At 39.9% G+C, this 12,409-nt stretch carries 15 protein-coding genes and 1 pseudogene; 7 read left to right on the top strand and 9 right to left on the bottom strand.

Annotated elements, in window-relative coordinates; all coding sequences use genetic code 11:
• Positions 1 to 28 precede the first annotated feature (28 nt).
• Complete coding sequence (pssA, locus tag B9Z54_RS15600; RefSeq protein ID WP_113929400.1) at positions 29 to 718, top strand: CDP-diacylglycerol--serine O-phosphatidyltransferase; 690 nt, start codon at positions 29 to 31, stop codon at positions 716 to 718.
• Positions 719 to 991: 273 nt separating this feature from the next.
• Here the strand turns inward: pssA and B9Z54_RS15595 are convergent, their stop codons facing one another.
• The 3 genes and pseudogenes from B9Z54_RS15595 to B9Z54_RS15585 all read right to left on the bottom strand — a co-directional run bounded on the left by B9Z54_RS15595 (position 992) and on the right by B9Z54_RS15585 (position 2,729).
• Positions 992 to 1,192, bottom strand: coding sequence for a hypothetical protein (locus tag B9Z54_RS15595; protein WP_113929256.1), 201 nt, complete (start codon positions 1,190 to 1,192; stop codon positions 992 to 994).
• A 61-nt stretch (positions 1,193 to 1,253) separates the two neighbouring features.
• Positions 1,254 to 2,119 (bottom strand): annotated as a pseudogene (locus tag B9Z54_RS15590) (permease).
• A 283-nt stretch (positions 2,120 to 2,402) separates the two neighbouring features.
• Positions 2,403 to 2,729 (bottom strand): ArsR/SmtB family transcription factor, encoded by a 327-nt coding sequence (locus B9Z54_RS15585; RefSeq protein ID WP_113929255.1) that lies wholly within the window; start codon positions 2,727 to 2,729, stop codon positions 2,403 to 2,405.
• Positions 2,730 to 3,109: 380 nt separating this feature from the next.
• Between B9Z54_RS15585 and B9Z54_RS24920 the strand changes: the two genes are divergently transcribed.
• Complete coding sequence (locus tag B9Z54_RS24920; protein WP_162785252.1) at positions 3,110 to 3,247, top strand: hypothetical protein; 138 nt, start codon at positions 3,110 to 3,112, stop codon at positions 3,245 to 3,247.
• 81 nt (positions 3,248 to 3,328) lie between these two features.
• Here the strand turns inward: B9Z54_RS24920 and B9Z54_RS15580 are convergent, their stop codons facing one another.
• Positions 3,329 to 3,622 (bottom strand): hypothetical protein, encoded by a 294-nt coding sequence (locus tag B9Z54_RS15580; protein WP_113929254.1) that lies wholly within the window; start codon positions 3,620 to 3,622, stop codon positions 3,329 to 3,331.
• A 1,174-nt stretch (positions 3,623 to 4,796) separates the two neighbouring features.
• Here B9Z54_RS15580 and B9Z54_RS15575 point away from each other — a divergent pair.
• Complete coding sequence (locus tag B9Z54_RS15575; protein WP_162785251.1) at positions 4,797 to 6,236, top strand: ATP-binding protein; 1,440 nt, start codon at positions 4,797 to 4,799, stop codon at positions 6,234 to 6,236.
• 130 nt (positions 6,237 to 6,366) lie between these two features.
• On the opposite strand, the gene B9Z54_RS15570 is transcribed toward B9Z54_RS15575, so the two are convergent.
• On the bottom strand, positions 6,367 to 7,860 hold the full coding sequence (locus B9Z54_RS15570; protein ID WP_113929252.1) for an amidase: 1,494 nt from the start codon (positions 7,858 to 7,860) through the stop codon (positions 6,367 to 6,369).
• Between the two features lie 305 nt (positions 7,861 to 8,165).
• On the opposite strand from B9Z54_RS15570, the gene B9Z54_RS15565 reads away from it, so the two are divergent.
• Both B9Z54_RS15565 and B9Z54_RS15560 read left to right on the top strand, forming a co-directional pair.
• Entirely contained in the window at positions 8,166 to 8,564 is a 399-nt protein-coding gene (locus B9Z54_RS15565) for a DoxX family protein (protein WP_113929251.1), read from the top strand.
• A gap of 98 nt (positions 8,565 to 8,662) precedes the next feature.
• Positions 8,663 to 9,601 (top strand): ring-cleaving dioxygenase, encoded by a 939-nt coding sequence (locus B9Z54_RS15560; protein ID WP_113929250.1) that lies wholly within the window; start codon positions 8,663 to 8,665, stop codon positions 9,599 to 9,601.
• 70 nt (positions 9,602 to 9,671) lie between these two features.
• On the opposite strand, the gene B9Z54_RS15555 is transcribed toward B9Z54_RS15560, so the two are convergent.
• On the bottom strand, positions 9,672 to 9,857 hold the full coding sequence (locus B9Z54_RS15555) for a histidine kinase (protein WP_113929249.1): 186 nt from the start codon (positions 9,855 to 9,857) through the stop codon (positions 9,672 to 9,674).
• A gap of 204 nt (positions 9,858 to 10,061) precedes the next feature.
• On the opposite strand from B9Z54_RS15555, the gene B9Z54_RS15550 reads away from it, so the two are divergent.
• Positions 10,062 to 10,499, top strand: coding sequence for a hypothetical protein (locus tag B9Z54_RS15550; RefSeq protein ID WP_113929248.1), 438 nt, complete (start codon positions 10,062 to 10,064; stop codon positions 10,497 to 10,499).
• Positions 10,500 to 10,639: 140 nt separating this feature from the next.
• Here B9Z54_RS15550 and B9Z54_RS15545 read toward each other — a convergent pair whose 3' ends face one another.
• Both B9Z54_RS15545 and B9Z54_RS15540 read right to left on the bottom strand, forming a co-directional pair.
• Positions 10,640 to 10,894, bottom strand: coding sequence for a DUF2164 domain-containing protein (locus B9Z54_RS15545; RefSeq protein ID WP_240189953.1), 255 nt, complete (start codon positions 10,892 to 10,894; stop codon positions 10,640 to 10,642).
• Between the two features lie 55 nt (positions 10,895 to 10,949).
• The gene (locus B9Z54_RS15540; protein WP_113929246.1) at positions 10,950 to 11,414 is read right to left on the bottom strand and encodes an NUDIX domain-containing protein; all 465 of its coding nucleotides are present in this window, start codon (positions 11,412 to 11,414) and stop codon (positions 10,950 to 10,952) included.
• A gap of 105 nt (positions 11,415 to 11,519) precedes the next feature.
• Here B9Z54_RS15540 and B9Z54_RS15535 point away from each other — a divergent pair, with 105 nt between their 5' ends.
• Positions 11,520 to 11,900, top strand: a complete 381-nt coding sequence (locus B9Z54_RS15535; RefSeq protein ID WP_113929245.1) for an NUDIX hydrolase — start codon at positions 11,520 to 11,522, stop codon at positions 11,898 to 11,900.
• On the opposite strand, the gene B9Z54_RS15530 is transcribed toward B9Z54_RS15535, so the two are convergent.
• On the bottom strand, positions 11,871 to 12,401 hold the full coding sequence (locus tag B9Z54_RS15530) for a GNAT family N-acetyltransferase (protein ID WP_113929244.1): 531 nt from the start codon (positions 12,399 to 12,401) through the stop codon (positions 11,871 to 11,873). The genes B9Z54_RS15535 and B9Z54_RS15530 overlap by 30 nt on opposite strands.
• Between the last annotated feature and the right edge of the window lie 8 nt (positions 12,402 to 12,409).

The raw sequence follows: 12,409 nt of genomic DNA, 5'->3' as shown, positions 1-12,409 counted from the left end.
GAATCTTACGGAGAGTGAAAAATACAAAATGCGACTTAAGAAAAGCATTCCTAACATGTTTACTTTGGGTAATTTATATTGCGGATTTTTGTCCATTGGTTTTGCTGCTAACGGACAATTCAAAAATGCCGCGATTCTGATATTGATCGGCATGATGCTTGATAGCATGGATGGGCGTCTGGCAAGAATGCTTAAAGCGGATAGTGTCCTGGGGAAGGAACTGGATTCTTTGGCGGATATAGTTACTTTCGGTGTTGCGCCTTCCTTTTTAGTGTATTATACATATTTTTTTCAATTCGGCATGCTGGGATTTGCTGTGGCGGGATTGTTTCCTTTGTTCGGTGCTTACAGACTGGCCAGGTTCAACATCAGTTCAGATAAAACGGGCCTGAGTTATTTTATAGGTGTCCCTATTACTGCAGCCGGAGGAATCTTGGCGCTGCTGACTCTTTTCGGCCATCTTATACCCAACATAGTAACAACTGTTGTATTCACGGCCCTATGCTTCCTGATGGTAAGCAGGGTCCGCATTCCAAGTTTAAAGGACATCCCGCTGCCTAAATACGGTACGATTATCACCGTATTCATTGCAGGTTTATTATTTATCATTTACAGAGGGACATATGAGCAGTTCCCATATTTGATTTATGTGGCTGTTCCTTTATACATTGCTTATTTGTCTTATCGATTCGTTAAAGGTAAGAGTAAAAGAGAATAACAGCGGAAGAAAGGGCGAAATCATTTTAGATTTCGTCCTTTTATATAGCTTTTTAAAGTTTAATTCACTTATTTCTCAGTCCTGTGCAGTGTTTTCAGCAGATTTATGTTGTGGTTTAAAAACATTCTGCATTGCCATTCAGCAGTGTGCCCTTATAAAGATTCAAGCAGGCAGGAGTAATCTTCTTTTTCTTGTTGTCAGGGTAGTACCCAGGGGGAAATCCAGCACTTGGGATTTTTTCGAAAACTGTCTTTATAAGAGTGAGGCAAACCTCTATCTTTTAGTGAGGAAAGAATAAGCCTCTAAGAATGCGCTGTATGTTTCCTGGCCATAGATATGGTGTTCTCCTTTGAAAAATTGTCTCAACGCAGTGTCTTTTGCCTGCTCTGCAGTACAGCCTTTTGAATTCATAACCAGTTTTAGATATGAAATGAAATAATCTTTGCCTAAAGTTCCTGAATGATTGATTGTCATTTTTACACCTCCATGGTTTTTGGGAGTTGCGATTCACGCCATATATAGCTGCGATTATTAATCAGATCCAGTAAAAAATGAATCCTGAAATAGTGGACATGGCAACAACCGAGAGAACAAATGTAAAGACTAATTCTTTTTTGAAGATGGACCTTAGCAATATGATTTCTGGCAGACTTGCACCGGCTGAGCTGATCATCATCGCCATGACCGGCCCGAGGGCCATTCCTTTCATGATGAGTATCTGAGAGATTGGAATCATGCTGGACAGACGGATATATAAAGGTATTCCTAGTACTGCCGCCAAAGGGATCAGCCACCAATTCTCACTCCCAAACAGGTTAGAAATGAACTCCGTTGGTACCAAACCGTGGATGACTGCTCCGATCGCTGCTCCGGCAATCAAATAGGGAAGAACACTTCTCATTAAACTTATTGTTTCAGTTAAAGCCAGTTTGAAATTAAATTTTTTTCGTCTGCTCTATACCCAGTCATAACCACATTCTTTACAGATTTTTCGAAACCGAGTTTTTCAAGCAGAAAACCAATGATGATTGAGAGAGCTGAAGTAATCAGGATATATAGAATGGTCACTTTCCAGCCTAAGAGGACACCCATAATTGTTAAGATGGTCGGATCCAGAACAGGAGAAGAGAATAAAAAAATCATCACAATCCCGAACGGCATTTTTCGCTTCAGCATATTGACGACAATAGGAATCGTTGAACAGGAACAAAAAGGGGTGACGAACGCGAAAAGTACCGCTGCAAGGGCAGCAAGTATTTTGTTTTTCCCTGAAAGCTTTCTTTCGATTTTCTCATAAGGGATGATCCCTTGAAATAAACTGATGAAGAAGGAAATGACAATGAAAAGCAGTGTCAGCTCCAAAGCGATAAATACAAAACTTTTGATGGTTTCGGTCAGCATAATGAACCCTCCTGCTACTTTATATCAAAAAAAATTGATTAATTAATCAAAAAATATTGATTAATTGAGTAAAAAAATGTTTTTGTAATTATTCATTTTGAAAAAAACTTATGAGCCGGAATATTTATTCCTTGATACTCAGGTTTTTTTTCTCTTAACGGGCGATCAGCTCTTTTCTTTCTTGCTTATCCGGAAAATTCTGATGATGTACTCATCATTTCGGAATTTATACTACATGCCAGCAAAGGTACGAAAAGAGCCTAAAGAAAGCAGCTAGTGAAAGTTAACAACTGTTTTTCCTAAAGAGACAGCAAAGTTCTTCAGATAGTAAATGGTTGATTTCTTGTTGGTTTAACTGATAATAACTCCAGGTTCCCCTGGTTTCTTTCAAGATTACATTTGCATCAAGCAGTATCTTGAGATGATATGAAAGTTTGGATTGAGTCATTTCCACTAGTGGTGCAAGATCACACACACACATTTCACCTTTCTCTGTAAGGATATTCATTATATGCAGCCTTTTCTTATCAGCCAGGGCTTTGAATTTCCGTTCATAAGCTTCAAACATTTCAACCTTGGGTGTATCTTTCATTTCTTGACGACTACTCATCCTAATCTCACCTTCTTTTATCAAATTTACTTGATGTATTCATCATAATTCCAGAATTTACATAAGTCAATGGGTTTAATCAAAAAAATTGATTTATTATTTTTTTCAGTAAAAGAGGGAATGAAGTATGGTAAAAATACATTTATATAAACGAGCATAGGATGGCAAGTTGATTTTCACTCGAGGGCTATGGAGAGGGAATTTGGTTTCCGTTTCTCCAAGTAATCTACAAAAATCAATGCCCAATCATTGTTTCTTTCAGAACTAATTGTCTATATAGGTAAAAAATCAACTTTTTTTGATTAAGTAGTTGCAAACGGATAGAGCAAAGAATATATTTAAAGTATAAATCAAAATAAGTTGATTAAGGAGATGGAAAAATGAATATTCTTAAGAAGTTAATGATGACTAAAAGTGGTAAATCTAAAGATTGCTGCAGCATAATCATTGAAGAAGCGGCTCCATCCAAAGAAGATACACCTTGCTGCGGAACACTCGAAAAGAATAAATGCTGCTGAATATTTTAAAAGGATTTCATAGAAGTCAGTAGGGTGGTGCCAGGCACAAATTGATTAATTTGTGCCTGGCACCACTACTCTCTATTTTTCTTCCTTTAGCCCCAAGACCCACCTTAAATACTTCAGCAATAGGATCGTAGCAGTTGTTCTTATGCTAGTGATAACACAACTGACTCTCCCCATCATATGCACAGTCGTTTTCTCTTGTACTGCCGCATGAAAAGGGGTGAATACAATCCCTGCAGAGATTTCCACCAACAAGGCAAGCGCTGGAATACAGACAATAGAATAGGCTAGATCAAAGTAGATAAGTCCTGCCATTACCCCGAATCCTTTTCCAATTCCCCATACACCCAGACACATATAAGTAAGCATTATAAACAGTCTTTTTTAAAAATAGATGCCGGTATAGAGCATTCCTAACCCAGATGCGGTTACGGCATAATCGAATAAATCGGGTGACACATTTGTCAGTTTGCGAAAAAGCACAATAATTTGAGAATCGGATAGCTGCGGGATCAATAAACTGACTCCTAACAGAAACAAACCGTAAATATGATAACTGCACTGCCTGATGAAATTGAATCCTGCCTTGAACTCTTCTTTGAAAGAAGGTGCCTGCTGGCTTTGCTCTATTTTGTAATGTGAATCTCCCGCCGTTTACGGCAACAGAATAATCAGGAAGGCAGAAAGGAAAAAAGTCGCTGAATCGATATAAAAACATTGTAGGTACCGAATGAAGATACCACTATACCACTGACCAGCAGTCTCAGTACTTTAGTGCTCGAATCGTTCATCGAAGTGAAGGGCATCGCTCCCTTAATTTTTGCATCCTGCACCAATTCTCTTAACTTTTTAAGATAAAAAAATTCTCATAGAGAAAAATATTACATAGACCATCCAAACAATGTTTGCAAGAGTCAGCAGGAGAATGAGAAATCCTCTTAAAACATCAGAGGCGATCATAATGTTTATCGATCCATCCTGTCGGCCGTAATTTCGGATACTGGTCCTAATAAAGCCATTGGCAAGGCAAGACTTAGTATACTCAGAGATATCTGCATGGTTGTTGTTTCCATTTTAACCCAACAGGTATAATGATTGCTACAATCCTTAACCAATCACCTCTGCTGGAAATTGCTTGAGCCGTAATCAAAGTAATAAAACTTTTGTTCTGTCTTAGTTTTGTATGCCCTAGAGTGCCTCCACTTATAACGACAATAGTGTCGTTTATCTGGTGTTTTTTGAGAATGGGTGAAACGTTTTTAGAAGAGGGCAGTCAGCAAATATTGTTTCTCTATTGAGGGAGTGATTCACCGGCATTTTTGAATATCTATTTTGGAATTCTGACTGCTGCCTCCTATCCCTCCTGAAGAGAGCGAGCAGACAATCAAGCTATTAAATTTATAAAGCCCAATCTTGAGAGCACATCAAGTTCGTTCATTCTGATCATTGAACAAATTAGAACTGACTGTCAATTCATGGTCTGCCCTGAGGCAATAAATGGTATACTGTGAATAATATGAAAAGAAGACAGGGTGTTATGGAAATGAATCAAAATGATCAACAGATATTACAGCAGAAAACAACTGTCATGAATGCAATGGAAGCTACTCCGTTTCCTGTCCTTCTCGGCAGGGATGGAATCTTTCTATTTGCAAATAAACATGCGCTGAGGCTTTTGGAAGCAGAGGATCTTGAGCATATAAGAGGGAAACATGTAATTGATTTCACTCACAAAACTTCTTATCAGCACACATTAAAAGAATTGGCCTTGCTAAAAAGGGATGTTCCTCAAAGCAGTTCCCTGAAAAATATATTGACGTTGAGAGGTAATGTGCTGGAAATTGAAACGGTAGTGTCAAAAATCACTGTGAATGGTGAAAAGCTGGACTATATCATAGTGAAGGATTCAAGCGAAAGCAGTACACTCCAACATAGGTACCTGATGCAAAAGAAGCACTATCAAACGCTGATTGACAATTCTATTGACACTGTTGCTTTGGTTACGGATAATATTTTCCAATATATTAATAAGGCTGGACTGAAGCTTTTTGGAGCAGAGCATGAAAGCGAGATCATCGGCAGATCTGTTCTTGATTTTATCCATCGGAGAGATCATGAGGATGTCCTCCAAAGGACAATAAGAGTCATTGATCATCCAGAAGTGCCCGCCGAAAGGGTGGAGCGGGAATTTATTCGGCTTGATGGCACCAGCAGGTTCGTTGAATCTGTGGTCATGCCCTTCAATATAGATAACAAGCCTTCACTGCAGGTGATTTTGAGAGATATAACAGAAAATAAACAGCAGCATGAACATATAGTGAAAAACGAAAAATTATTGACTGCCGGACAGCTGTCCGCCGGCATTGCCCATGAAATCCGTAATCCGCTAACATCAATCAAAGGTTTTTTGCAGCTGCTGGAGCACAAAATTCCTGAGGAAAACAAAAGGTATGCCGAAATTATGAGAGAAGAAATAGACAAGATAGAAAGAATCACAGGTGAGATGCTTTCACTCTCCAAATCTCAGGCTATCATCCGCTCGCAGCATAACCTAGTTGCTCTGATTGAAGAAGTAATTACGCTCCTTGAACCTCAAGCAACATTAAAAAATGTGGTTATTCATAACATTATTGAAGTACAGGAAATCGCTATCCTGTGTGATAAGCAGCAAATTAAGCAAGTCTTCATCAACATAATGAAGAATGCAATAGAATCAATGGAAGGGGGAGGACGTGTGTCTGTTGCCATGTCTGTTGAAAAAGCCTGGGTGAAAGCAGCTGTAACAGATGAGGGATGCGGGATACCTAAAAGTTTAATTGGACAGATCAACGAACCCTTCTTCACGACTAAAGGAACGGGAACAGGTCTTGGCTTGACAATCTGCAACAGGATTCTTAAGGAATATGGAGGTGAACTTCATATCGACAGTGTGGAAGGGCAGGGAACTGCTTTTACAGTGATTTTCCCTTATAAAGAATGCTAAGAAAGCAGCTGAATTTACTCAGCTGCTTTTTTGGATGCAGAAGTATGAGGCGACCCTAAAGTTATAAGATAAAAATATTGTAGGAAAAATGAGCTTTAAACAAGTTGCGTGTAATGTCCCGGCTGATCGTTTAGGGATTCAGTGGAGGACTCAGGTCTTTCCATAAGCTGCATTTTTCGACCTCTCCGGCCAGCCTGAATAACAGATCTTCTCTTCCCCGGGCAGCCATCACTTGAACACCGCAAGGCAGGCCCTCTTCTGTAGTGTGCATTGGCAGTGACATAGCTGGCTGGCCGGATAGGTTGGCTAATTGAGTGAAAGGGGTCCTTTCAAGGCTTCTAGAAGCCAATTCATCAACAAAGCCGCTTTTTTTCAATAAACCAGCGGAATTAGTTGCTCCTACTACCTTCATCAAAAAGACTTCCAGTGTTGAAGGGTTCAATTCTCCAATTTTAGAAGGAGGAAAAGCGGTGGTCGGTGTAATGTAAAAAGTATAATCCTCGTGAAAGGCCTCCATAATTCTTGCAGAGTCATCCCACACCTGCAAAGCTTGTACAAACTCTCCTGCAGAAATGGTTTTGCCAAGCTGGTTCAGAAGCCAAGTCGAAGGCTCTACATCCTTCATGCTTATATTTCTTCCGGTGATAATTTCTGCATTTACTATTTGTGCGGCCACTTCTCCAAAGTACATGGTCATATAGCTTCCGGCCAGTTTCATTCCATCGATATGAGGGGGTTTTTCTTCGATCGCAAATCCCATATCCTCTAGTAATTTTACTGTGTTTATAACGGCTTCCTTGCATTGAGGATGCACTTTTGTGCCAATTGGTGATTCGCATGAGAAGGCAATTTTAAGACCTTTATCTAAAGGGGTATTTACTGATTGTAAATAGGAGCCGGTGAACTCAGGTATATGAAAAGCGGCTGTCTTTTCAAGGCCTTGGGTCTCATCCAGCATCGCTGCACTATCCCTGACTGTTCTGCTTAGTATATGATCGACGGATGCACCTTGCCAGGATCGTCCTTTCTTAGGTCCCACCGGTGTTCTTCCCCTAGTGGGTTTCATACCAAATAAACCTGTGAAAGCGGCAGGGATCCGTATGGAGCCGCCTCCATCGTTGCCACCTGCAATGGGAACCATTCCAGAAGCTACTGCCGCAGCGGATCCTCCACTGGACCCCCCGGGTGTATGATTAAGATTCCAGGGATTTCTGGATGGTCCATAGTGCTGTGGTTCCGTAATACCTAAAAGCGCAAATTCAGGAACGTTGGTTTGTCCCAAGATGATGGCACCGGTACTCTTTATGCGATTTACATACTCAGCATCTGCGTCACTTATATAGTTAGATAAAACCTTGGAACCGATTGACAGGGGCTGGCCTTTTATATCCTGCTGGGCATTTTTTAATAAGATTGGTACTCCTGCAAATGTCCGATTCAGGTCAATGGTTTTCAAAGCCTTTTGAGCTTCCTCATACATCTTGTTGATGACCGCATTTAAACCAGGATTTAATTTCTCGATTCGATCAATAGCTGAAGAAAGAAGTTCATCGGGACTGACATCACCTTCTTTTACTAAAGCGGCAAGTCCTAATCCATCGTACTTATCATATTCATCAAGCATAATAGCCCCCCCCATAATTTTCATCCACTACTAATATAGTTCTATATACTCTATTAATTCCCGCTTTTTTATCTAAAAAAAACTTTTTATCCTTCCATATTGAAACAGGCTGCAAATGTAAGCCAACTCAAAAATGTAACTCTCGATACTACTGATGTAACTAGATTTGAAGGTAAGATTAGCGAGGTAACGTACAATTATAAAATGATAAGCCAAATAATAAATTAAACTAATTTGAAGAGATTACATGAAAAAAATTTAATAAGATATCTCGAATTCAAAATATAATTTCAGGAGGAATAGGTATGTTGGACACAGGTTTATTAATTATTAGATTGGTGATAGGTCTTTCGTTTTTTGCCCATGGAGCACAGAAACTGTTTGGCTGGTTTGGCGGATATGGTTTGGAAGGAACAGGAGGATGGCTGGAGTCTCTAGGAATGAAACCTGGAAAGTTAATGGCGCTTTTGGCAGGACTTGCTGAATTTGTCGGAGGCATTTTCTTTGTACTGGGACTTCTTACCCCGCTTGCTGGAACTTTGATAGCCATCACTATGTTGGCGGCCATTGTGAAAGTCCACTATGCAAACGGTTATTGGTCCACAAATAATGGCTATGAATACAACCTTGCATTACTGGCAGTTTCAGTGGGTCTTGCGCTTACAGGTCCAGGGAAATATGCATTGGATGCCATACTATTCTAAAATAGAAGATTTCGCAATTTGAAGGGTAAACTCCTTATACCATATAATGGACATACCAAAATACAGCAATCATTCAATGATTCAATAGGAGTGATACTATGGAGAAAAAGATAAAGGGAATTCATCATGTAACGGCAATAGTGGGAAATCCTCAGGAGAATGTTGATTTTTATGCTGGAGTATTGGGTTTGAGAATGGTCAAGCAAACGGTTAACTTTGATGATCCGGGTACTTACCACTTGTACTTTGGTGATGACCTGGGAAGCCCTGGAACAATCATCACATTCTTCCCTTGGGACGGAGCTCACAAAGGAAGAATTGGCGGCGGCCAGGTGGGGACTACCTCTTATGCTGTACCGAAGGGATCGCTGTCATTCTGGGAAAACCGATTGAAAAAGTATAACGTTTCTTTTAACAGGAGTATCCGATTCGGAGAAACCTATCTGGTTTTCAATGATACGCATGGTCTTCAATTGGAACTGGTGGAAAGAGAAGGCGGGAAACTTAATCAATGGAATGTTGGAGAAATTACTTCTGATGTTGCCGTCAAAGGTTTTGCTGGAGCCACTTTATTATCTGCCAATCCTGAGCTGACTGCCGATTTACTTGTGACTGTCATGGGTCTAGAAAGTGCGGGTGAGGAAGACGGAGTAATCCGCTTCCAATCCACAGCAGATATTGGAAATATTGTGGATGTGAAGAAGGATTCTGTACCGAGAGGAAGAATGGGAGTCGGCACCGTTCATCATATTGCCTGGCGCTCCGATGATGACCATAATCAACTTGAGTGGAAAGAGCACTTGGAGAATAACAGCTATCCGGTCACTCCTGTCCAGGATAGAAATTATTTCAATGCCATCTACTTCAGGGAACACGGAGACATTCTTTTTGAAATTGCGACAGATCCTCCAGGATTCACAATAGATGAAGCTCCTGAAGAGTTAGGTTCCAGGCTGATGCTGCCTGCTCAATACGAGCCCCATAGAGAACAAATCAAGCAAGTGCTGCCGCCGATTCAGATACATGAATTAGAGTGAAAGAACCACCTGTCTAATCTGACAGGTGGTTCTTTTAATGGGTCAATACCCCGGTTATAATTAGAATCCTTTATATCTTTCTTTCATTCTCTGGAAATAGAAAATAGGTAATCACTCCAGAAAGAATTGTGCCCCCAAAGGCAATCAAGATCCTTGTCAACAGGTCAATTTCGCTATAGTTACTGGATAAGAACCAAAGTGCCAAAATAAAGACAAGAACAGAAACAGGAATTGTTACAGCGAGCCTTTTCTTCAATTCATCACGCCCTTAAGAAATAAATATAAGACTAGTATAGTTTATCATAATTATTTTGAAGCAGTTATAAGATTAGTAAATCAGCGGAATCAAGCTTAGAGTCGTTTATATTGACAGGTACTGAAAATTGTAAAAACCAATTTCACAGCAGGGGTTCCTTATAGTATGATAAAAAAGTGAAAAATAGAATTGGAGGTTGTTTTCTTGAGAAGGATTTACATAGCTATGCCTATGCTTGCTTTGCTGATTTTCCTGGCAGGATGCAGTAATAAGATCGAAATGGTGGAGGATGCCAGTGTTTCATTATCAGAAGATGGTAAGGAATTGGAAATCAAGGTGATTTTGAATGATGAAAATATGGATCCTGAGACTCCTTTTCAGGTAAGGCTTTTTGCAAACGACGGTAAACTGGTTGCGGCACTTGGAAAAGATTTGTTCGTTTTTGAAGAAGAATACCTGAGCCGTAAAGAAGGTGAAAAACCCAAGGTAATAGAAATTAAGGAAACCTTACCGTTAACCGAAGAAATTTCTCAAGAAAAGCTGAAGGGTATCATTGAAGATCAAGATGACAACGCGTTGGAAATTGATGTGCTGAATACTGAAAAAGTGTTTGCCACGGAAGAAATTCATAAGGTAAAATAATTTTTTAGTTAAGCAGGAAAACAGCGAGTGAACCAAAGGAAGATTTCTTCCTTTGGTTTTTTCAGCAGATATAATTAGTCCGGGCCAAGAAGAAGCAGGATTTTTTACATTAATATAAAAGGAGCCGGCTGTTTTCCGCCTTATTTAATCGGCCGCTTTAACGCATACAGATCCTCTTCAAGCATCAACACTTTATCCATTAGGACATCTTTGGAATCCATTATTCCTTTATTATAAAAGTAAGGTCCCAATTCTCTAGTGAAAAATTCAAAAAGGTTTTCTGCTCCCAACATGCCTATCTCCTCGCCGTGCTGTTCATAATGAAAAGTTTGGATTCGGCCGATTATTTCTTCTTTTTCCTCTTTTGTCATTTTTATTGTTAACACTTCTACCATCCTCTCAGGTGTTTTCTACATAATAACATAAAGTACCTTGCGAACATTGCCTCCGTTATTTACCCAGCCTGCTTTCCTCAATCAGATCGGCGGAATACAAACCGGCTGCATATGCTTTGATTTGCGGCTGGATTTTAGGATAAAGAGTGATCGTTTCAAGCTTCACAATGGGAATCCACTCCGCTCCTACCTGGTTAAGGTCAGGAGAGTCAGGCAAGGGTGAATCCATCCCGGAAATCCGGCAGTCGAAGAAGAGACTGAGATTCGGTGTATTTCCGAATATGTAATCATTTTGATGAGGCGCATACTCATAGATAAACGCCAGGTTTGCGACAATTACGTCGACACCCGCTTCTTCTTTTGCTTCTCTTACAGCGGCTTCAGAGGTGGATTCCCCTTTTTCAACTCCTCCGCCTGGAAGGTTATAGTGAATTCCGTTTTCATCCTTGAATTTTGCCAAGAGGACTTTTTGGTCCTGAATAATTAATGCACCTGCTTTTACACGAATTGGGTGATTCATTGAAACACTCCTCCTTCAAAAGTAGAAATTCATTTTACCAGATTTAATTTTATTTGGAAATAATGTACAATTCTGAATAGAACCACTAAAGAAAGGGTGAGTTGTGTGATTTCTCGTGGAGTCATTATTAGGGATGGCCATGTTTTAATGGTCAGGCAATATGTACAAAGAGGCGCCATCATCTGGAATTTTCCTGGAGGAGGTATAGAGAAAGGGGAAACTCCAGAACAGGCAATGATCAGGGAGGTGAAGGAAGAGACAGGGTACCAGACAAAAGTAATTGAACAGCTGCCCTCTCTACATGGAAAGTTTACATACATTGCTGAAATAATATCAGGTAAGCTGTTCTTGGATAAACATATTCCTGATAATGCTGATATTTTGGAGGCAGCTTGGATAAACCTTAATAATGTAGAAAGGTTTGATTCCTACACCCGTCCGGTCATTGAGCAGGTCTTAAACAGAATGGCTGTCCAGGATAAATGAACAATTGTATTCCATCAGTAAAGAAGTGCTTTCATCTAACTCACATCGTACCTTGAAGCCTGCTTTTTCATAGCAGCGGATAGCCCTTTTGTTTGTTTTGGAAGGATTGAGGAGGATGAAATCTGGTGCATCTTCATGTATGATTTTTTTTATAAACTCTTTGACCATTTTTGTTCCGATGCCTTTGTTGAATAATTGTGGTTCTCCGATGAAACAGACGATGCCATATACAGATTTTTCTTCTGCAAATCCCCACTCCGCCGCTGTCTTTTTTTCGATTTCATATTTTTGAAGAAATCCCGCAGGCTTACTGTTGTACCTGAATATAAATGGTCTGACTGGGTGGCTGTCGAGAATTCTTGGCCTGTATTTTTTCTGCACATTGTCAGGCTCCATCGGTTTGCCTCCGTAAAATTCATAGACCTGCGGTGATTGCAGCCACTTCTCCATTAAGGGAAGATCTTCAAGTGTCATATTTCTAAAAGATATTATTTCTTGCATAAGAGTAT

Origin of the sequence: Bacillus sp. P14.5 (assembly GCF_003316765.1) — a bacterium.
In the GTDB taxonomy this organism is placed as follows: Bacteria; Bacillota; Bacilli; order Bacillales; family Bacillaceae_B; genus Rossellomorea.
The sequence above is the reverse complement of the archived record's forward strand: the minus strand, read 5'-3'. Positions and strand labels throughout refer to the sequence as shown.